The sequence below is a fragment of the Escherichia sp. WS3063 genome, assembly GCF_046486595.1.
GTDB lineage: Bacteria > Pseudomonadota > Gammaproteobacteria > Enterobacterales > Enterobacteriaceae > Escherichia > Escherichia coli.
Map to the genome: position 1 here is coordinate 35,011 of NZ_JBJQKY010000016.1, position 21,475 is coordinate 56,485.

The following is a 21,475-nucleotide window of genomic DNA, read 5'->3' on the forward strand; positions in this document are numbered from 1 at the left end:
ATTTAAAAAGGCTACACCCCTTATACCTATTCAGAGCTACTTATTCAGGGGTTATTGAGATATACACTGATGGTGCACAAAAAAATCACCGACAATAATCACGCATCAAGTAATAGTCGGGATTTTATTTAATTGAAGCAATTTAGTTTGCATTTTTATTTAAAAACTGAGCTAGAGTCCATCAAAAAAATATATAAAGCCCAAAACCACCGTTGGAAATAGAAATAGTTGAAAGGCTCACAACTCCCGGAATGCGGATTATCTTTGCCCTGATTTCTGGCGGTTTTATTCAGGGTGCAAGCTGTCTGACCCTTTCCCGATATTCTCCCGGGGTACAACCAAACTCGCGAACAAACGCCTTGTGAAAAGATGATTCACTGGCATAGCCTACTGACTCAGCGATCACCACAACAGGGAGCGTTTCCCGGGAAAACATCTGGGCCGCTATTTGTAGACGCAACTTTGTTAATACAGCCAGCGGCGTGGTTCCGGAAACATCACGGAAAAGCTGGGCAAAACTTGCCCGGGACATGTGGGCGATGCTGGCCAGCGATTCGACGGTCCAGGCGTGTCCTGGCATTTCCAGCATTTGCTGTATTACCGCACCAAGACGTGGATGCAGAAGCAAACTGAGAATGTTTTTCTCTGTATTAACCTGTGCAATCCACTCACGCACCGCGAGGGTAAAGAATGTAGCGCAGATCTGGCTACACAGAGCATCCACTCCCGGCATTGCCGATCTGGATTCCTGTTGTAAAAACGGGATCGCCTCCCTCAGCCAGTTATATTCCACGCTATGGTTCACTGGTGCTACAAACAGCGTTTCCGGCAAAGACGTTAAAAAATAACGCGCCGAATGTTGCAGCCGAAGAGTGCCACAGACAATACAGGTCGATTCATTATCGACATGACTCAGGCGATGAGCTGAATTTTGTGGTAGCAGGACCACATTTCCCGGGCGTAATGTAAAAATCTCTCCCGTCGGCATTTCCAGCTTCGCCGCTCCTTGCGTTAACGCATGCCAACGAATAACCGACAATTCCCCGGCACCATGTGGAAGTTGCCAGTCACTTCCTAACACGCAATTCTTATCGATCGTTCCTTGTGGAGCGTTAAGCATCAACAAACGGCTAAGAGCATCCATATCAGACTCCTGAGTGGTTTTTTGATTACAAACACCAACAATCTTAGTCAATAATTAATCTAATACCATCAAATAGTTAATCATGATTTTTGTTTTGTGATTCTGATTAAGAAAAAGAAAATACCAGACGATAAGACAAAATATCAAGCGTTGTGAAGAAATGTTATTTGCTCTTTTGCGTCTATAGTCATGATGTCAAATGAACGCGTTTCGACAGGAAATCATCATGAATAAATATCAGGCAGTTATTATTGGTTTTGGCAAGGCTGGAAAAACATTAGCCGTCACGCTGGCAAAAGCAGGTTGGCGTGTGGCTCTCATCGAACAATCAAATGCAATGTATGGCGGGACCTGTATTAATATCGGCTGTATCCCAACCAAAACATTGGTTCATGACGCACAGCAGCACACAGATTTTGTCCGTGCCATACAGCGTAAAAATGAAGTGGTTAATTTTTTACGTAATAAGAATTTTCATAATCTTGCGGATATGCCCAATATCGACGTGATCGACGGCCAGGCGGAGTTTATCAATAATCATAGCCTGCGTGTTCATCGGCCTGAGGGAAATCTGGAAATTCATGGCGAGAAAATTTTTATTAATACCGGTGCAAAAACCGTGGTTCCGCCAATTCCTGGAATTACCACCACGCCTGGTGTATATGACAGCACCGGATTACTTCATCTAAAAGAATTGCCTGGGCATTTAGGTATTTTGGGCGGCGGATATATTGGCGTTGAGTTCGCCTCTATGTTCGCTAATTTTGGCAGCAAGGTAACCATTTTAGAAGCAGCTTCGCTGTTTTTGCCTCGGGAAGATCGGGATATTGCTGATAACATCGCGACGATTTTACGCGATCAGGGCGTCGATATTATCCTCAATGCCCATGTGGAGCGAATCAGTCACCATGAAAATCAAGTGCAAGTGCATAGCGAGCACGCCCAACTGGCGGTGGATGCACTGTTAATAGCTTCCGGTCGTCAACCGGCTACCGCTTCTTTACATCCAGAAAATGCCGGTATCGCAGTAAACGAGCGCGGGGCAATTGTCGTTGACAAGCGATTACATACCACCGCAGACAATATTTGGGCGATGGGAGATGTTACCGGCGGGCTGCAATTTACTTACATATCACTAGATGATTACCGCATTGTACGTGATGAGTTACTGGGTGAAGGCAAACGTAGTACTGATGATCGGAAAAATGTGCCTTATTCCGTATTTATGACACCGCCACTGTCCAGGGTTGGTATGACAGAAGAACAAGCCAGAGAGAGTGGTGCTGATATTCAGGTGGTGACATTGCCTGTAGCTGCAATTCCGCGCGCCAGAGTGATGAACGATACCCGTGGGGTATTAAAAGCGATTGTTGATAATAAAACCCAACGTATATTAGGGGCATCACTGCTGTGTGTTGACTCCCACGAGATGATCAATATAGTGAAAATGGTGATGGATGCCGGGCTGCCTTATAGCATATTACGCGATCAGATATTTACTCATCCGTCGATGAGCGAATCACTCAATGATCTATTTTCATTAGTCAAATAAACTCAAAATCAGACGCCAGAACAAATATTCTGGCGTCTCAGAGAAAATAATCTTATTAATTCCCTGTTATTATATAACTTCTTAATCACTTCATTGATGGTATTTTATATGTTTAAAAAACCTGTTTTATTTGCAACACTATTATCTGGCGTTATGGCATTTTCCACCAATGCAGATGATAAAATAATTCTGAAACATATCAGCGTCTCGTCAGTATCAGCATCACCGACAGTTCTGGAGGATGCCATTGCTGATATGGCCAGAAAATATAATGCTTCATCCTGGAAAGTCACATCGATGCGAATTGATAATAATTCAACCGCAACAGCAGTATTGTATAAATAAGGATGTTTACAATGGAGAAATACCTGCACCTGTTAAGTCGGGGAGATAAAATTGGCCTGACATTGATTCGTCTGAGTATTGCGATTGTTTTTATGTGGATTGGGTTATTAAAGTTTGTCCCTTACGAGGCAGACAGCATTACACCATTCGTCGCAAACAGTCCACTAATGTCGTTCTTTTATGAACACCCGGAAGACTATAAACAGTATCTGACTCACGAAGGCGAATACAAACCAGAAGCAAGAGCATGGCAAACGGCTAATAATACCTATGGTTTTTCCAACGGTCTTGGCGTCGTGGAGGTGATTATTGCTCTGCTGGTTTTGGCTAATCCTGTCAATCGCTGGTTAGGTTTATTGGGTGGGCTGATGGCATTTACCACGCCGCTGGTAACACTCTCATTTTTAATCACCACCCCGGAGGCATGGGTACCCGCATTGGGTGACGCTCATCATGGTTTCCCTTATTTATCCGGTGCTGGTCGCCTGGTATTGAAAGATACTCTGATGCTGGCAGGTGCTGTCATGATAATGGCAGATTCGGCGCGGGACATTCTTAAACAACGCAGTAATGAATCCAGTTCAACGTTAAAAACTGAATATTGATAATCCGAACACTGTCTGTTGTTCACTTTTTCAGGCGTCAGGCTTTCCTTGCTAATGGGTGAAGCCTGACGCCATATTACCTGAAACAGGACAATGTAAGGTTCAATATAACTCCCTTATTAAAACATTTATGTCGTCTCAGGTAAAATAAGTGATTAATATCAATCATGTATTTTTACAGCAAGACAACCACGAACAAACTCAGGATTAAAATGTTTTACCGATTCCCCAACATAACCCAAATCTAGCGAACTAATTTGCGCCATTTCTTTCTCTGTCAGTGAGAAATCCCAGATAGCAAAATTTTCTTCGATACGCTGTTGATGTGTTGATTTCGGAATAACGACCACTCCCCGTTGAATATTCCAACGCAGAATGACCTGAGAAATCGATTTTTGATGGGCATCTGCAATACTCTGAAGCAGATTATTTTCAAAGGGTTTATGTCGTCCACCACCTAACGGAGCCCATGCTTCAGGCTGCACGTTATAATACTTCATGATTGCCAGCGCCTCTGGTTGGGCAAAATAGGGATGCAACTCGACCTGATTGACCATCGGTTTAACTCTTACCGTTTCACAAAAGTTCGCCAGAACATGAGGGTAGAAATTGGAAACCCCAATCGCTTTTAATTTGCCCTCCTCATAGGCATCTTCGAGTGCACGCCACGCACTAAAATAATCGCGCATGGCCTGGTGCAATAAATAGAGATCGAAGTATTCTAGCCCCGATTTTTTTAATGATGCTTCAATACCTGCTGCTGCAATATCCTGATTCAACATATCCTGCACCCACAATTTAGACGTTATAAATAACTCTTCTCGGGTACATAAACCTTCAGATATGGCTTCACGAACGGCTTCACCGACGGCATCTTCATTACCGTATACCGCTGCAGTGTCGATGAGTCGATAACCCGTGCGGATAGCATTCAACACTGACTGTTTGCACACGTCTTTATCGGTAACCTGAAAAACACCAAATCCCATCATCGGCATTTTCAGATTGTTACTTAATACGGAAAATTCCACTGTCAGTCCCTCCATTAGGTATGAACAATGAGTCTACGTTAAAACGTAACCTCAAATTAGTATGTGGATTTTGATATCACTTATGCAAAAAATTCATTAATAATGTAGGACTGAAACCTCTCTATTTTTGGGGCAATGAAGCAGACGCTATCAGTGCTTTTGCCTTGGGACTTGCTGTTTTTGATACACTTAGGGCCCAGGACATAACGAAAATGTGCGATATGACAAAGAATTAACGGAGTATGTGATGATCAGGCAGAAGATTCTACAGCAGCTCCTGGAGTGGATTGAGTGTAATCTTGAGCACCCTATTTCAATCGAAGATATCGCACAGAAATCTGGCTACAGCAGACGCAACATCCAGCTTCTGTTCCGAAATTTCATGCATGTGCCTTTGGGAGAATACATTCGCAAACGAAGGCTTTGTCGTGCCGCCATTCTTGTCCGGCTCTCCGCGAAATCTATGCTTGATATTGCACTCTCTTTGCATTTTGATTCACAGCAATCATTCAGCCGCGAATTTAAAAAGTTATTCGGCTGCTCTCCCCGTGAATACCGCCACCGTGATTATTGGGATCTCGCAAATATCTTCCCTTCTTTTTTAATACGTCAACAGCAAAAGACGGAGTGTAGATTAGTCAACTTTCCTGAGACACCTATTTTTGGCAATTCATTTAAATATGATATTGAAGTGTCGAATAAATCACCGGATGAAGAAGTCAAACTGCGACGTCATCATTTAGCCAGATGTATGAAGAATTTTAAGACGGATATCTATTTCGTCTCCACGTTCGAACCGTCAACAAAATCGGTCGATTTGCTCACAGTTGAAACTTTTGCCGGTACGGTATGCAAACAAACCGATTCAGAGATGTCGAAAGAGTGGACAATTAACCGAGGACTGTATGCCTCTTTCCGCTATGAAGGTGAGTGGGAGCACTACCCTGAATGGGCGCGAAACCTCTATCTGATGGAATTACCCGCCAGGAGGTTAGCCAGAATGAACGGCAGTGATATTGAGCGGTTTTATTACAATGAAGATTTCGTAGAAAAGGATAGCAATGATGTTGTTTGCGAAATATTTATCCCTGTTCGTCCGGTTTAGCCTGTAAATCCATCACATAAGATTTACCCTACCCTGCCACCGTCTAATCGGTACCAGGGTAGGTATTCAGTAAATAATGGCGCTGCGCATGTCAACGCCATTATTATTTATTACATCATCGCTTTTATTTCTCCTCAGCGCCTTCAGTATCTGCAGGAACGGCGTTAATTGTCACAGTCACTGGTTTCATTTCATACCCTCCATATGTCAAAGAGTTGAATGTGAATGTGTATGTACCTGGCTTGTTGGTACTAAATGTACGCGTGATTTTCCCGTTCGCGAAATGGTCATTTTTCGACGGCAGGAACTGATAATCCGCCTCTGTCACCCCTTCCGGAGCCTCAATGTCGACCCACATGGTTCCTCCTACGGGGTTGACACCCGACATCAGAGTAACCGTCAGTGTTGCAGTTGTCTTCCCGTCCGCCACCAGAAAATCTACACGCTCTGGAGATGCAGCGAGCTCCGCGTTTTTATCATCCGCGACGAATTTAGATTCGGCAGTTTTCGTCGATTCCTGACCATCGGCCTGTTCCACTTTCGCCGTGAGTGTATATGTCGCTGCGACAGTGGTCGTGGCGGTGAAAATAGCCTGCCCTTGCTCATTCGTTGTCGCCGTCCCATTGGGAGTCAGAACTAAATTTTCCGGGCTGGCAGTCAGCGTCACTTCGCTATCTTTCAGCAGGTTGTTATTGGCATCAGTCACCGTAACTTTATACGTCTGTTTGGTTTTGCCATCCGCCACTGCACGGTTGCCAATCACCTCAATACTGGAGATGGTCGCCGTAGTGTTATCGGCCACAAACGTTACAGACTGCGCATTCGAAGGCTGGTCATTTCCTGCTGACGCCGTGATCTCATAGGTTCCGGCAGTCACGGAAACCACTTTCAGTTCCGCTTTACCCTCCTTGTCGGCGTTCACCATGATATTACCGTCTGCAAGCGGTTTGACGCCCCGAGGCAGATTAAAGACGACCACAGCGCCAGGAAGAAGGTTGCCGTATTGATCCTTAACCGTTGCCGTCAGCGTAAAGGCATCTTTGCCGTTTGCCACTTTTTGAGCAGCGGCGTCTACCTCCAGGCTCGCCTGACCGGTACTGAAATCCGCCTTGAATTTCACCTTGACCGTCTTCTGAGAGTTTTTCACCGAGGCCTCGATCTCAAGTTCCCCGGCAACCGTTGACATCAGCTCAATGTCAGCTTTACCTGCCGTATTGGTTGTTACCGTATTCCCCGTCTTGCTGGTCACGCCCTGCGGTAAAGTCAGCGTAACTTCTTGCCCCTGCAACGGGTTACCATAGCTGTCCACGACGGTCAGGGTTATCTGGTTAGCAGACTGTCCATTAGCCAGTTGGTTATTAACCTTCACTGTCATATCACGAATCTCAGCCTTAGATGCGTCACCTGCAACGTTCAGCACCAGTGGCTGAGCAACGGCATTTTGGCCATTCACTCGCGGCATCACAGACAACTGACCCGCGGCAGATCCCAGCGTTAAGGTCGCCACGTAGACCCCATTACTTTGCTCTGTCCAGCTTCCTGCTGAAGGTCGCTCACTCCCCGTGCTGGCGGCACCGCTAAACACTGGTGCATCGAGCTTCAGGCCACTAACAGGGTTCCCATACGCATCCTTCGCGGTGAAGGTAAGTTCCGTCGTCGCTTTGACGGTCGGAGCCTTATTGTCAGCAACAAGCGTAGAGTTCGCTGATGACATCTCCCCCGCAACGACAGTCAACCGCGCAGCATCGGTGGCTGCTGGCTGACCGTTGAATAGCGGCATAACGAGAAGCTCACCCGTCTTTCCCCCTGTGGTCAGCGTAGCGACATAGGAACCATCGCCCTGCTCGGTCCAGTTGGATACCGTCGCCCCTTCAGACGCAGCACCCGTCAGGCTTGCCGACAGGGAAAGGCCACTGATAGCGTTGCCATGCGCATCTTTTGCAATAAGCGTCACGGTTGTGCTTTCGCCTGCTTTTACGCGGTCTGCGGCTACAGAGACTGTCGACTGGCCTGAAGATAACGCATCAGCCACCACGGTCACTTTAGCCGCATTCGCTGCCGCGTCCTGCCCATTGAGCTTCGGCATAACCTCTAATTCCCCCGCCGTAGTGCCGAGAGTAATCTGCGCAGTCCAGGTCCCGTCGCCATTATCCGTCCAGCCTGATGCCATAGACCCCGCAGCGGCTGCGCCAGATAATGACGGTGCATCTGGATTGAGGCCAATTACAGGGTTGCCATTGGCATCTTTTGCCGTCCAGATTGCCGTAAGCGTACCACCAACCACCGGTTTATCCGGATTCAGGGCGATGGTCGAATGTGCTGCATCAAGCGGCCCGGCGACAAACTTCAGCGTTTGTTGTAATGAGCCCAACTGATACTGCTCGCTAAAGGCACGCACAACAACGTTTCCGGCACGGGTCGAAGAAACCGTGGCGCTGTAAACCCCTGGTTTTATTTCCGAAATGGCACCAATGGTTACACCATTAGTGTCTTGCGGAACAAGTCGCAGGCGGCTGGCTTCTCCCGTCACCGGATTACCCTCGGAGTCCACCGCTGTCAGTGTCAGCGTGTAGACTTGCTGACCATCAGCAACCACATCACCTGACGGCTCGTTAGCGCTCAGGGTGGAGTTTGCCACATCCATCATCGTGGCCCGCAGTTCTGCAGTGACAGTTTTGCTCATGTCATCAACGCTAACAGTAATCGTTGCCTCTCCTGACTGCGTTCCGGTAGTAAAGACAGACTGATACACCCCTGCTTCAGTTTCGGTGAACTCACCCAGTGTTGGCTTTGCCTGTGATTTAGTGGCCTTCAGGGTACGAGTCACAATATTTCCAGCCGGTTTGAACGTCAGCTCAGTCTTGATCTGATCTTTCATGCCCGTGACTGGCTGCCCCTCGGCGTCGCGCAGAGAAAGCACCAGTGGCTTTTGCTCACTACCGTTAGCAAGCATTTGAATACGGCTCTGACCGTCAAGCGTTAACGCCGTGCGCTCGGCACTCATACCTGCTCCGGTAATGACCACCTCTGTCTGCACGTGTTTTGAGGCATTGCCTTTGTTATCGTAGGCAACCGCAGAAATCGCATAATAATTGTCTTTGCCTGCCTGGTAAGCCGGGAGCGTCACTTGCCACTGATTGCCCTGCCCCGTAATTTTTCCGCCTGCGGCCAGCAAAGACGGCGCTTCCCATTGCACATTTTTCAGACCGTGAGTTGCTTTGCTGACCACAAGCCCCAGGGAAACCGTCTGGCCGCCCTTGCCTTCAATACGCTCAGGCAGAGCAATACGGATCACTTCAGATTTGCGATACTCAAGAACGATATTGTTATTACGCTCAACCAGGTCATAGCGGCTGCCTGCCAGCATTCGACGCTCGCGAATACTGTCTGTATCGAGTTGTTTTTCCAGAGGTTCGCCAATCCGATAATTAACTTCCAGGCCAAAGCGAGTGTCATTCTCACCACTCTTGCCCTGCTTATGCCCGGCACTCAGGGTCAGAAGAGGCACTGGCGTGTAATTCACTTCAGCGGTAATCGCATGTGGATCTTTCTGGCGTTTATCTTTACCAAACAGCCCGACTTCATCGCCATAATACTGTTCATACATCAGGCTTGCGCCAAGCTGCGGCCAGGCAGGTAAATAGCCCTCAGCACGAATATCCCAGCCATTCGCCGGGCGTTCCTGATAATCCTCAACATCCGGCGATTTTTTCCAGCCAGAAGCCCGGATATAACCATTGGCGCTCAGTTTCAAATAATCACGCCAGTATTCCGCACCAACACCAATGCGGGTATGACTACGGGATAAATCATGATCGATAAAAGTATTCACCCCCGCCATCCAGTCATTTCCTGAAAAATGACGCCAGCCAAAACCAATATTTGACTGAGTACGATCGTCGGTACGATGTATTGTCCCCTGAGTGAACAACATATTTGTCGGTGTATCATAAATCGGATAAAGCATTTCCAGCGAAGAATCCTTCAGCGAGAAATCTTTATCGACATTCAGTTTGACGCGCGCAGTACCGTATTTCCCGAGCCACTCCTGTATTTCCTGGTTAGCTTTAGCGGTGGCCATTCCGGTAATAAAATTACGTGTCGCATCGCTATCTGGCTGACTGCTTAAAAATGTCCCGGCATTTGCGGCAAACGACGCGACATTTTTCTCCACGTTATTATCAGCAGTTACCGTAGTATTTCCCATGCTCAACCGTGGCTGAACCGCATGCTGCGCACGTGCCGCCATTACTGGGGTAAAGGTGACAGCGAGTGGAAAAAGAACCTGAACAGAGATATTTGCCCACGCCACGCAGCGGGCCAGAACTGAATAACGAAATTGTGGTTGTTTATGACCTATTTTATAACGTGACATTGAGATAATTTCCTGATGAACGAATTAACGAACATAGGCAGACACAAATAATGGCGTCTGCTTGTCAGAAAAACCGGGGATTTCCCGGTTTCCTTTTCCGCAGAAAAGGAAATACCTTTATGTAAGAAAGTACACCGCCACCTAATATATCCAGTGCCTGTAGCCTCTCATCAGGTGGTTGGGCGCGGGATTATATTTTTATTTATGGGTGAAAATTTAGCTTTTTGTGCAAGTCATTAAATAGATACCTAAGTTATATTTCTTACTCTGCGGACAGTGAATAATTCATTATTCAGAGTGAATAATAATGACCTGCCTTTAATTAGCAACTATTGGAAATACGTCGAAGTAGGTATATACGCCAGGATAAACCGATATATTTTTTATGGATATTCATTTTCCTTCATCAGACTGTGAATTGCAGGGATATCGAACTTGCACGACTCATCGCAACACTCAAACAGATTTATGAATTTCGTTCATAACCCCTGACAAATCCTGCCGTCTAATCGAGCTTTTCCCTTTACGTTATGCTTCTCATGAACGATAACGGAAGGATAACACCATGCAAAAAGTAAAACTGAACAACGGTATTGAAATGCCCCTGTTGGGCTTTGGTGTATTTCAGATGACCGATGCCGCCGAATGCGAAAGAGCGGTCATTGACGCTATTAACAGCGGTTATCGACTGATTGACACCGCCGCCTCTTATCAAAATGAAATCCAGGTCGGGAACGCACTGAAACAAAGCGGTATCGCCCGTAACGAACTCTTTGTCACCACGAAACTCTGGTTGCAGGATACCAGTTACGAAGGGGCCAAAGCCCAGTTCGAACGCTCTCTGAATCGACTGCAACTTGATTACGTTGACCTGTACTTGATTCACCAGCCATATGGCGATGTCCACGGAGCCTGGCGTGCCATGGAAGAGCTGCAACAGGCCGGTAAAATTCGCGCTATTGGCGTCAGTAACTTCCATCCTGACCGACTGGCAGACCTTATCGCTTTTAATAACGTCGTTCCGGCGGTAAACCAGGTTGAAGTTAACCCTTTCAATCAGCAGCTACAGGCCGTTCCCTGGATGCAAAGTCGTGGCATTCAGCCAGAAGCCTGGGCACCGTTTGCGGAAGGGAAAAATGGTCTGTTCCAGCATCCTGTTCTCACGGCAATTGGCGAGAAGTATGGCAAAAGCGTGGGCCAGGTTGTTCTGCGCTGGATCTACCAACGAGGCATTGTTTCACTGGCAAAATCAGTGCGAAAAGAACGCATGGAAGAGAACATCAACATTCTCGATTTTGAACTCAGCCCTGAAGATATGCTGCAAATTACCGCCCTGGATACCGCAACCAGCGCATTCTTCTCTCACCGCGATCCCGCAATGGTGGAATGGCTGACTGGCCGCAAACTTGATGTTTAAGCCGCGATAAAAGAGGTATTCATTCAATGCAAAAACGTTATCTGGGTAAATCCGGACTCGAAGTCTCCGCCCTTGGGCTCGGTTGCATGGGCTTAAGCCACGGCTACGGCCCGGCGACCGATACCCGTCAGGCTATCGAACTTATTCGTGCTGCGGTTGAACGTGGCGTCACCTTCTTCGATACCGCCGAAGTGTATGGTCCGTATCTGAATGAAGAAGTGGTCGGCGAAGCCTTAAAACCGTTTCGTGACCGCGTGGTAATTGCCACTAAATTCGGTTTTACCTTCGGCGATGATAATAAGCAGCAGATTTTAAACAGCCGTCCGGAACATATCCGTGAAGCCGTTGAAGGATCATTACGTCGTCTGAAAACAGATGTTATTGACCTGCTGTATCAACACCGTGTTGATCCAGATGTTCCTATTGAAGATGTTGCAGGAACGGTGAAAGACCTCATCGCAGAAGGTAAGGTCAAACATTTCGGCCTGTCTGAAGCAGGAGCACAAACCATTCGTCGTGCACATGCGGTACAACCTGTCACCGCCCTGCAAAGCGAATATTCCATGTGGTGGCGTGAGCCTGAACAGGAAATTCTGCCGTTGCTGGAGGAACTGGGAATTGGTTTTGTCCCCTTCAGCCCACTAGGTAAAGGTTTCCTGACAGGGGCGATTAAGCCGGGAACCACTTTCGGCAAAGATGATTACCGCAGCACCGTACCGCGTTTCGCAGCACAAGCCATTGAAGCCAATGAAAAACTGGTCACCTTGTTAGGTGAACTGGCTGCGGAGAAAGGGGTAACGTCTGCACAAATCGCACTGGCATGGCTATTAGCACAAAAGCCGTGGATTGTTCCCATCCCTGGCACCACTAAACTGAACCGGCTGGAAGAAAACCTGGCCGCTGCTGACATTGTTCTTTCGCAGAAAGATACGCAGCAGATAACCGAGGCGCTGGAAACAATTAAAATCGTCGGTGAACGTTACTCGCCTGAACATCAGGCACGCGTAGGCCGCTAATACCCAAACGGGTCCAGGATAAAGGACCCGTTATTCGGTGTAGCGAAGCGCATCGATCAACAGCGCAAAAGCTGGCGGATGCTGCTTGCGGCTGGGGTAGTAAAGATAATACCCAGGAAAAGTTGGACACCACTCCTGTAACACCTGAATAAGCTTGCCTGACTTTATATACTCCTGAACCATGTCTTCAGGGACACAAGCGATCCCAAACCCTGATAACGCGGCATCAATTCTTTCTGGCAATGGACTACACGTCAGTTGCCCATCAACCTTAACGCGAAGCGGTTTCCCTTCTCGCTCGAACTCCCAGTGGTAAAGCCCACCGGCAGTTGGCAAACGCATGTTGATACAGCGATGATTTTGTAGCTCATGAGGCGTTTCAGGCGCAGGGTTTGCAGCAAAATACGCCGGAGCTCCCACCACAGCCATCCGCATATCAGGTCCAATCCTGACTGCAACCATATCTTTATCAACATTTTCACCCAGTCGTATCCCGGCATCAAAACGGCCTTCAACAATATCGACAAAACCGTTATCCACCACCAGTTCGACATTGATTTCGGGATACTCTCTGAGAAAAGGTTTTAGCTTCGGCCAGACCAGACTTCGCGCGGCATGTTCCCCGGCAGATAACCGAATATTCCCGGAGGGCGTGCTGTTCAATTGAATAAGTGATTCCAGTTCCTGTTCAAGCTCGTCAATACGCGGTTCAAGGCAGGCAATGATTCTCTCCCCCGCTTCTGTGGGAGCCACACTGCGGGTAGTCCGTGTCAGGAGGCGGATATTGAGCCTTTCCTCCAGAGCCTTCATTGCATGGCTAAGTGCAGACTGAGAGACGCCGAGTTTGCCCGCTGCTTTGGTAAAACTTCGCTCTCTTGCCACCACAAGAAAGATTTGCAGTTCGTTGAAGTTTTCTTTGAGCATTGGCGATTTCCTTGTAGAAGCATCCTCTTCACAGACACTCATGAAGGGGGGCATAGATGCTATTATTTTAACCACATTATTAGTAACAATGATAATCTGGCTGTATCGAAAATAATTCTAAACTTTCAGGAGATTTATTATGAATAAACGTATCCTCACGATTGCGCCATTCTTCTTACCGATATTCTGACACACATCATTAACTTTCTATTTTTACTCTTTTCTCCACCATAAAATCAATAAAAGCACGAACTTTAGAGGGCATTCTCACCCGTGATGAAACATATATATAAAATCCAGGAAATGAAACGGCCCAATCCTCAAGAATCGGCTGTAACTTGCCCGCATTGATATGCTCAGCGATTGCAAAATCCAGATGTTGAATGATACCCGTTCCATTCAGCGCCATTCGTATCATGCTTTCGTCATCATTAGAAATATACTTACCTGACACCTCTATTTCGAACTCTTCATTACCCCCCACAACATTCGAAAACTCCCATGCTGAGAGTGCACCGCTACTTTTATGCCGCAACCGAAGACAATTATGGTTACTCAATTCCTGAGGAGTTTCAGGAATACCGTGTTCTTTTAAATAATCTGGCGATGCCACAGTAACCAGTTTAATAAGCGGAGAAACAGGAACGGCAGTCATATGCTCATCCAGTCCTTGCTCAAGACGTATGCCCACATCACAGCCGTCCGCAATAATGTTAGATAAACCGTCATCCATAATGAGTTCTATCTTTGTTTTGGGGTAACGAGTAAGAAACTCGCCAATATGAGGCTCAACAAGCATCCGTGCTGCAACACGGGAGGAATTTATTCTCAACAGGCCTGTAGGTTCAAGTTGGGTATCACCAACATCTTTCAAAGCATCATCAATTTGCCCCAAAGCCGACACCAGCACTTCATACAGACGCTGTCCTTCCTCAGTAAGCGACATATTGCGGGTCGTACGGTATATCAGCTTGGTGTTAAGACGTTCCTCAAGAGATTTTAAATTCTGGGACAATGCGGCCCGCGTAATACCCATTTCAGAAGCGGCTCTGGAAAAACTGCCGGCACGAACAATAAGCGCAAACCAGGCAAGAGAAGGCAAAATTGAAGGCTCTATTTTCATCATTGTAAACCTTAACTTAACACTGTGATAGATATTAGACCATTGATGATAACCAATACAAGTCATACTATTACGCCGTTCTCGATATGAACACGAATGCCAGTTGCGGATAATAGAAATGATATTTAAATCTGTTTAGGCAAATCCCCGGAGCTTGAAATGAAAACTGTTTCGATAAAACATACTTACTGGGATATAGCTGCTGATATCTATTTCCCTGACGATTTTAATAGTGAAAAAAAGTATCCTGCCATTATCAGCGCCCATCCAATTGGAAGCTGCAAAGAACAGACATCGGGTAGTGTGTATGGTGCCGCCCTGGCAAAAGCTGGCTTTATCGTCATTGCTTTTGATGCCAGTTTTCAGGGAAGCAGCGGTGGAGAACCGCGTTATCTGGAAGATCCAACAATGCGAGTAAAAGACTTCAGCATTGTCGTTGATTATCTTACCAGCTTACCTTACGTTGATGCCGGGCGTATTGGTGTACTGGGTATTTGTGGTGGAGGTGGATATGCCATTAATGCCGCAATGACAGAACGTCGAATTAAAGCTATTGGTACTGTCACGGGTGCAAACTACGGGCGTCTTATGCGTGAGGGATTTACAGCGTTTAATCCTATCGGAGCACTCGAAGCAATGGCGCAACAAAGAACAGACGAAGCTAACGGCGCAAAACTTCGCGTAGATGATTTGCTCCCTTCTTCTCCGGAAGCAGCTCTTGAAGCGGGATTAACAGAAATAGACCTTTTTGAAGCAACAGAATATTATCGTTCGCCACGAGGCTGTGCACCTAATGGGGTAAATCGTTCGCTATTCTCACATCAGACTGTTGCCGTGGGTTGGGATGCATTTCATCTTGCAGAAGTCCTGTTAACTCAACCAATAATGGTTGTGGTGGGCGATAGAGTGGGCGCATTTGGTGCCTACCGTGACGGCTGCGAAATTATTGGCCGCGCTGCCTCAAAACATAAAGAGCTGGTCGTGGTTGAAGGTTATTCACATTACGACCTGTATGATAAGCCAGAACCTGTGAAACAGGCACTCGACAAATTAATTCCTTTTTATAAAACACATTTGTAATAATCTTACAGGGAGATTCCTTATCTCCCTGACATTTATCCTTTATTGACTACACAACAATAATAAAATTACTCAAAAAGAAATTTCATTAAAGAAACAGAAAAGCAGCAACTCAATTATTAAGATTATTAGAAACCCTTTGAAGGAATTATAAATAAAGCCATAATTCTTGGTTCCAAAGCTGGCAACAACTAACCAGTTAAAACATACGCATCAAAATCAGATAAACATTTGAGGTATTGTTATGACAAATAAACACCCATCATTGTTTTCTCCTTTTATGCTGACAGAAAAAATAAAGCTACGTAATCGTATCGTTATGGCTCCTATGACGACCTGGTCAGCGAATCCTGATGGAACCATCTCTGAGCAAGAACTCGAATTTTATAAACGTCGCTCACAAAATGTTGGTTTAGTAATAACAGGATGCACCTATGTCACGCCAAGCGGCATTGGGTTTACTCATGAATTTGCCGCGTATGACGACCGTTTCATTAACAGCCTTGAAAAGTTAGCAGCTGCAGCCAAAAGTGGCGGTGCTCCGGCTATTTTGCAGATTTTCCACGCCGGTAATAAAGCCATCCCGGAGCTTGTGCCAAATAACGATGTTATTAGTGCCAGCGCATCAAGCGTAAAATCTGGTGACTTTATGAAGAGAGTGGTACAAAGCAGGGAAATGACTGAAAACGAAATTCAGGAAACCATTAGAGCATTCGGAGATGTCACAAAAAGGGCGATTAAAGCAGGTTTTGATGGCGTTGAACTTCATGGTGCGCACGGATTCCTTCTGCAGAATTTCTTCTCCCCTCTATTTAACCAGCGTAATGACCGATGGGGAGGAGATCTCGAAGGACGTATGCGCTTCCCGCTGGCCGTATTACAGGAAGTAAAAAATGTAGTCTATGAATATGCGACAAAGCCCTTTGCCATCGGTTACAGAATATCTCCTGAAGAATCTGCAACAGGGGGGCTGCGGATAGAGGATACTTATAAACTCCTTGATCGGCTCATTTCATCCGGTATTTCGTATATACATACCTCACTGGTCAGTATTAACGATAGCTACCCTGTTGAGTCGCCAAATGGCCCCCGAACTATTGAATTGATTTTAAATCATATTGCAGGCAGAGTGCCGGTAATCGCTGCAGGTAAAATACGCACACCGTCTCAGGCTCAAGAAGCAATTTCCACTGGCCTGCCACTTGTTGCGATCGGTAAAGGGCTGGTGATAAATCCAGAATGGGTGACTTTAGCTGAATCAGGTAGAGACCATGAAATTCAAACAACCCTTAATCCACAACTTGTTCATGAATTAACCATTCCGGATAAACTATGGGATCAAATTCAGACATCGAAAGGAACTGGCTGGTTTCCGTTAATGGATTAAATATCTATTACTCTCCCGAGAGTAAAACTATCAAACCAATGAGTAACCGATACAGCCTCACAAATTCTTTCAGATAATTAACCCGTCACTGCGGCACGTTCTCTCGTAAGGCGTGCCTGCAGTGTAATCCAGTATGTATCCGGCATAGTTGACGGTTTAATAGAACTCAATTCCTCTCCCTGGTTACCTACAACGATATCTTGTATAACACCCCAGGAGATACGACATTACGATGAGATGCGATATGCTCCTCAGCGCCAATCAACGCCAGGGCTGGGCCAATCTTGAGATCAGACTCATTCCCGGAACTGACTTCAGGCGACATATATCAATGACGTTGGTGCAATAAAAGATAGCCGATGTAATACATCTATTCAAATTTGTGATACATGTCAAAAAATTGGTTGACCAAACTCGTTATTTATATAAGGGCACTTACGAAGTGCACTCTTTTTTAAAGCGAGGAAGTACCAATGAAAGAGAATAAAGTACAGCAAATCAGTCATAAACTGATTAATATCGTTGTTTTTGTCGCAATTGTAGAATACGCCTATTTATTTCTCCATTTCTATTAATAACGGCAATAAACTGTTCACTTCAGTGATATTTAAAATATGCATCCTCTCCCTTTTTTGTAAGTAATTATTATATCCGTGGGAGAGGAATATACGCTGTCAGGTAATCAATCAAACTGCGATAAATCATCGGCCAGTAAAGTGGAGATAGCCTCCATTCTCGAAAAATCCATACTCTCAGCGAAACCATCATCAATCACTCATCCAGGCGTTTATGGGAGCGTAGCCAATGGCTGCTAACAATGCCAGACTTCCCCGTTGCGGAAATTCCACATCCCACAAATAGTCACAGGGATTGGGTGTTGAAATGATCCGGATGAGCATGTATCTTTATGGTTATGTTATAACATAACAGGTAAAAATGATGAAACCCAATATCCATCCTGAGTATCGTACTGTGGTGTTCCACGACACCATTGTTGATGAGTACTTTAAAATCGGCTCGACTATCAAAACAGACCGTGAGATTGAGCTGGATGGCGTAACGTATCCGTACGTAACAATTGATGTCTCTTCGAAATCGCACCCGTTCTATACAGGGAAGCTGAGAACAGTGGCATCAGAAGGAAATGTTGCACGGTTCACCCAACGTTTTGGTCGTTTTGTTAGCACGAAAAAGGGGGCATGATGAAAGTCCTTAACTCTCTGCGTACCGCAAAAGAACGCCATCCAGACTGTCAGATTGTGAAGCGAAAAGGACGGCTGTATGTGATTTGTAAATCTAATCCACGTTTTAAGGCCGTTCAGGGTCGTAAGAAAAAACGTTGATTTAAAATTCGACGAATTAACGATATTTGTCTGATTAATAATCAGACCGGATTAATGTTGGTGTATTTATTACACCAGCATTAATTTTCCTGGGGATGTATCTTCCTGTTCATTTAAGGTCAACTGCCTGACGTTTCTCTCCGAATATTCCATTATATTAATGTTGACTTGTTGACCAGCTTCGCCCTGTATGCTGGCATCAACTCTATTTTAGACTGAACACGTCACTCAGTTTCCTCCCTTTGCGACGCAGCCTGCATTTACACTCAAACTGTTAAGATGATAAATGTGGTAAATCTGTTGGTACTGACATAAAAACGTTTACGCCACAGGAACGGCCAGATCCATCGGTAACCCCATCGCCGACGTTCGAGTGCCAGTTAGAGTAACGCGCACAGATGACTGAATGCAGTGCCCTGGCAAAGAGGCCATCGTTCCTGTGACAACTGGCAGTCTTCGTTTAACTTCACTTAATTTGGCTCTTAGGGGGCTTACCGGACATGATGACGCACTTACACCTGTTTAATTTTTCATCACTTATTGGAGTGAACACCCATAACCATTTTGTGCGGCATGTTAACCCATTAAAACACCTTACTGATTGGCAAATCATCTTTAATTATGACTCATGATAGTTTTATATTCTATTTCTTATCATTTAAACTTGTTTTTTTACTAGTCCATTACACAACACATTAAGACTATTCCTAACACCTCAGGGCAAAGTTCCTGGCTAATATAAAATGCAAGTAAGAATTGAACGTTATATTGCCAATAACCTTATGAAACTGAATGTCTTTTTCTTCTTATCAAAAAAGCAATATTTTCATTTTTTGTAAATATTGACTTAACCATGGAATTCATTTTCTGTTCACATATTGACACTCATCAGGAAAAAAACATAAATTTAAACCTAATCGAAATAATTAAAACTTAATCTCGTTTAACCTATATTGATATGTGCTACGTATCTTATTTACTTCCGATTTACTAAAGAAACTGAATGTACCTGTAAAAATTACAGGTTTGGAAAGTAGTGACATGGCAAAATGATTACAGCAGGGACTATGAGGTTAAAAACCATATGGAATGTCAAAACCGTTCTGATAAATACATCTGGTCTCCCCATGACGCCTACTTCTATAAAGGACTATCTGAACTGATTGTGGATATCGACAGATTAATTTATCTATCGCTGGAGAAAATCAGAAAAGATTTCGTGTTTATCAATCTCAATACGGATTCTTTAACTGAGTTTATAAACCGTGATAATGAGTGGTTATCCGCGGTAAAGGGGAAACAGGTCGTATTGATTGCGGCCAGAAAGTCAGAAGCCTTAGCAAATTATTGGTATTACAACAGCAATATTAGGGGCGTGGTATACGCTGGACTGAGTCGTGATATTAGAAAAGAACTGGCCTATGTGATTAATGGCAGGTTCCTGAGAAAAGATATTAAGAAAGATAAAATCACTGACCGGGAAATGGAAATTATCCGCATGACGGCTCAGGGAATGCTGCCTAAATCGATTGCCAGAATTGAAAATTGTAGTGTAAAGACAGTGTATACCCATCGGCGTAATGCAGAGGCCAAGCTGTACTCAAAATTATATAAGTTGGTTCAGTAAACTCCAGGCAAGTTAGTTTTAAAAAATGACTCACCGGGACTTCATGTCCTCAATTCAACTCGGGAAGAAAAGCAATGAAAAAAAAGGTTCTGGCAATAGCTCTGGTAACGGTGTTTACCGGTACAGGTGTGGCGCAGGCTGCTGACGTAACAGCTCAGGCTGTAGCGACCTGGTCAGCAACAGCCAAAAAAGACACCACCAGTAAGCTGGTTGTGACGCCACTCGGTAGCCTGGCGTTCCAGTATGCCGAAGGCATTAAAGGTTTTAACTCACAGAAAGGTCTATTTGACGTGGCTATCGAGGGTGACTCAACGGCTACCGCCTTTAAACTGACCTCACGTCTTATCACCAACACCTTAACCCAGTTGGATACCTCAGGTTCCACACTGAATGTGGGCGTGGATTATAACGGCGCGGCAGTCGAAAAAACTGGCGATACCGTGATGATCGATACCGCCAACGGCGTACTGGGCGGCAACCTTAGCCCGCTGGCTAACGGTTACAATGCCAGCAATCGTACCACCGCACAGGATGGTTTCACTTTCTCCATCATCAGCGGCACCACCAATGGTACCACCGCAGTAACCGATTACAGCACTCTACCGGAAGGCATCTGGAGCGGCGACGTTAGCGTACAGTTCGACGCGACCTGGACCAGTTAATCTCTCTGATGTACCAGCAGGGGTAGCCCCCCTGCTTTATTCCTGGACGGAATTGTTATGAAAAAGCACCTTCTGCCTCTCGCTTTGCTGTTATCCGGAATATCTCCGGCCCAGGCGCTGGATGTCGGCGATATATCATCGTTTATGAACAGTGACAGCAGCACGCTGAGCAAAACGATCAAAAACAGTACCGACAGTGGTCGCCTCATCAATATCCGTCTCGAACGGCTCTCTTCACCGCTTGACGACGGGCAGGTTATCTCAATGGACAAGCCGGATGAGTTGCTACTCACTCCCGCTAGCTTGCTGCTACCCGCCCAAGCCAGCGAAGTGATCCGCTTCTTCTATAAGGGACCCGCAGATGAAAAAGAGCGCTACTACCGCATTGTCTGGTTTGATCAGGCCCTCAGTGATGCGCAGCGCGATAATGCCAACCGCAGCGCTGTGGCCACTGCTTCCGCCCGCATCGGCACCATTCTGGTCGTCGCACCCCGCCAGGCAAACTACCACTTTCAGTACGCCAACGGCTCCCTGACAAATACAGGAAATGCGACGCTGCGGATCCTCGCCTACGGCCCCTGCCTGAAAGCCGCCAATGGTAAAGAGTGTAAAGAGAATTACTACCTGATGCCGGGCAAGTCGCGTCGTTTTACCCGCGTGGACACGGCGGATAACAAAGGACGGGTTGCACTTTGGCAGGGTGATAAGTTCATTCCCGTGAAATAGATAGCTGTGCAGA

Annotated in this window: 19 protein-coding genes and 1 pseudogene; 14 read left to right on the plus strand and 6 right to left on the minus strand. The window is 45.9% G+C overall.

From position 1 onward, the window contains the following. Positions 1 to 289 precede the first annotated feature (289 nt). Complete coding sequence (gene rclR / locus ACJHYW_RS15855) at positions 290 to 1,144, minus strand: reactive chlorine-specific transcriptional regulator RclR (protein ID WP_001361807.1); 855 nt, start codon at positions 1,142 to 1,144, stop codon at positions 290 to 292. A gap of 226 nt (positions 1,145 to 1,370) precedes the next feature. On the opposite strand from rclR, the gene rclA reads away from it, so the two are divergent. From rclA to rclC, 3 genes are all read left to right on the plus strand, one after another. Next, positions 1,371 to 2,696: a reactive chlorine resistance oxidoreductase RclA gene (gene rclA / locus ACJHYW_RS15860; RefSeq protein ID WP_061092852.1), complete on the plus strand. Its 1,326-nt coding sequence runs from the start codon at positions 1,371 to 1,373 to the stop codon at positions 2,694 to 2,696. Between the two features lie 108 nt (positions 2,697 to 2,804). Further along, positions 2,805 to 3,041 carry a reactive chlorine resistance periplasmic protein RclB gene (gene rclB, locus ACJHYW_RS15865; RefSeq protein ID WP_000474002.1) on the plus strand — a complete coding sequence of 79 codons (237 nt, stop codon included), beginning with the start codon at positions 2,805 to 2,807 and terminating at the stop codon, positions 3,039 to 3,041. A gap of 11 nt (positions 3,042 to 3,052) precedes the next feature. After that, positions 3,053 to 3,646, plus strand: coding sequence for a reactive chlorine species resistance protein RclC (gene rclC, locus ACJHYW_RS15870; protein ID WP_001361806.1), 594 nt, complete (start codon positions 3,053 to 3,055; stop codon positions 3,644 to 3,646). 161 nt (positions 3,647 to 3,807) lie between these two features. On the opposite strand, the gene ACJHYW_RS15875 is transcribed toward rclC, so the two are convergent. Then, entirely contained in the window at positions 3,808 to 4,677 is an 870-nt protein-coding gene (locus ACJHYW_RS15875) for an aldo/keto reductase (protein ID WP_061092851.1), read from the minus strand. Between the two features lie 247 nt (positions 4,678 to 4,924). On the opposite strand from ACJHYW_RS15875, the gene ACJHYW_RS15880 reads away from it, so the two are divergent. Beyond that, positions 4,925 to 5,782: a helix-turn-helix domain-containing protein gene (locus ACJHYW_RS15880; RefSeq protein WP_001361804.1), complete on the plus strand. Its 858-nt coding sequence runs from the start codon at positions 4,925 to 4,927 to the stop codon at positions 5,780 to 5,782. Positions 5,783 to 5,906: 124 nt separating this feature from the next. Here ACJHYW_RS15880 and fdeC read toward each other — a convergent pair whose 3' ends face one another. Further along, positions 5,907 to 10,157, minus strand: a complete 4,251-nt coding sequence (gene fdeC / locus ACJHYW_RS15885) for an inverse autotransporter adhesin FdeC (protein ID WP_061092850.1) — start codon at positions 10,155 to 10,157, stop codon at positions 5,907 to 5,909. Between the two features lie 565 nt (positions 10,158 to 10,722). Between fdeC and ACJHYW_RS15890 the strand changes: the two genes are divergently transcribed. Next, complete coding sequence (locus tag ACJHYW_RS15890) at positions 10,723 to 11,574, plus strand: aldo/keto reductase (protein ID WP_001174452.1); 852 nt, start codon at positions 10,723 to 10,725, stop codon at positions 11,572 to 11,574. 26 nt (positions 11,575 to 11,600) lie between these two features. Beyond that, on the plus strand, positions 11,601 to 12,590 hold the full coding sequence (locus ACJHYW_RS15895) for an aldo/keto reductase (protein WP_001172285.1): 990 nt from the start codon (positions 11,601 to 11,603) through the stop codon (positions 12,588 to 12,590). 30 nt (positions 12,591 to 12,620) lie between these two features. Here ACJHYW_RS15895 and ACJHYW_RS15900 read toward each other — a convergent pair whose 3' ends face one another. Next, positions 12,621 to 13,514: a LysR family transcriptional regulator gene (locus tag ACJHYW_RS15900; RefSeq protein WP_012311907.1), complete on the minus strand. Its 894-nt coding sequence runs from the start codon at positions 13,512 to 13,514 to the stop codon at positions 12,621 to 12,623. A gap of 199 nt (positions 13,515 to 13,713) precedes the next feature. Further along, on the minus strand, positions 13,714 to 14,640 hold the full coding sequence (locus ACJHYW_RS15905; protein ID WP_001328123.1) for a LysR family transcriptional regulator: 927 nt from the start codon (positions 14,638 to 14,640) through the stop codon (positions 13,714 to 13,716). Between the two features lie 156 nt (positions 14,641 to 14,796). On the opposite strand from ACJHYW_RS15905, the gene ACJHYW_RS15910 reads away from it, so the two are divergent. The 5 genes from ACJHYW_RS15910 to ykgO all read left to right on the plus strand — a co-directional run bounded on the left by ACJHYW_RS15910 (position 14,797) and on the right by ykgO (position 18,447). Beyond that, positions 14,797 to 15,717, plus strand: coding sequence for an alpha/beta hydrolase (locus ACJHYW_RS15910; RefSeq protein ID WP_000860025.1), 921 nt, complete (start codon positions 14,797 to 14,799; stop codon positions 15,715 to 15,717). 244 nt (positions 15,718 to 15,961) lie between these two features. Further along, positions 15,962 to 17,104 carry an NADH-dependent flavin oxidoreductase gene (locus ACJHYW_RS15915; RefSeq protein WP_000182338.1) on the plus strand — a complete coding sequence of 381 codons (1,143 nt, stop codon included), beginning with the start codon at positions 15,962 to 15,964 and terminating at the stop codon, positions 17,102 to 17,104. Positions 17,105 to 17,577: 473 nt separating this feature from the next. Further along, positions 17,578 to 17,679, plus strand: a complete 102-nt coding sequence (ykgR, locus tag ACJHYW_RS15920; protein ID WP_000662258.1) for a small membrane protein YkgR — start codon at positions 17,578 to 17,580, stop codon at positions 17,677 to 17,679. A 364-nt stretch (positions 17,680 to 18,043) separates the two neighbouring features. Then, a complete protein-coding gene (locus ACJHYW_RS15925; protein WP_061092848.1) occupies positions 18,044 to 18,307 on the plus strand; it encodes a type B 50S ribosomal protein L31 in 264 nt (87 codons plus the stop codon). Continuing rightward, positions 18,307 to 18,447 carry a type B 50S ribosomal protein L36 gene (gene ykgO / locus ACJHYW_RS15930; protein WP_000866436.1) on the plus strand — a complete coding sequence of 47 codons (141 nt, stop codon included), beginning with the start codon at positions 18,307 to 18,309 and terminating at the stop codon, positions 18,445 to 18,447. The genes ACJHYW_RS15925 and ykgO overlap by 1 nt, the downstream gene beginning before the upstream one ends. A 34-nt stretch (positions 18,448 to 18,481) precedes the next feature. On the opposite strand, the pseudogene ACJHYW_RS15935 reads toward ykgO, so the two are convergent. Continuing rightward, positions 18,482 to 18,656: pseudogene (locus ACJHYW_RS15935) on the minus strand (hypothetical protein). Positions 18,657 to 19,531: 875 nt separating this feature from the next. Here ACJHYW_RS15935 and ecpR point away from each other — a divergent pair. The 3 genes from ecpR to ecpB all read left to right on the plus strand — a co-directional run bounded on the left by ecpR (position 19,532) and on the right by ecpB (position 21,462). After that, a complete protein-coding gene (ecpR, locus tag ACJHYW_RS15940; RefSeq protein WP_000389022.1) occupies positions 19,532 to 20,074 on the plus strand; it encodes an ECP biosynthesis operon DNA-binding transcriptional regulator EcpR in 543 nt (180 codons plus the stop codon). A 74-nt stretch (positions 20,075 to 20,148) separates the two neighbouring features. After that, on the plus strand, positions 20,149 to 20,736 hold the full coding sequence (gene ecpA, locus ACJHYW_RS15945; RefSeq protein ID WP_000730982.1) for a common pilus major fimbrillin subunit EcpA: 588 nt from the start codon (positions 20,149 to 20,151) through the stop codon (positions 20,734 to 20,736). Positions 20,737 to 20,793: 57 nt separating this feature from the next. Beyond that, positions 20,794 to 21,462, plus strand: coding sequence for a fimbrial chaperone EcpB (ecpB, locus tag ACJHYW_RS15950; protein ID WP_000716409.1), 669 nt, complete (start codon positions 20,794 to 20,796; stop codon positions 21,460 to 21,462). Positions 21,463 to 21,475 lie beyond the last annotated feature (13 nt).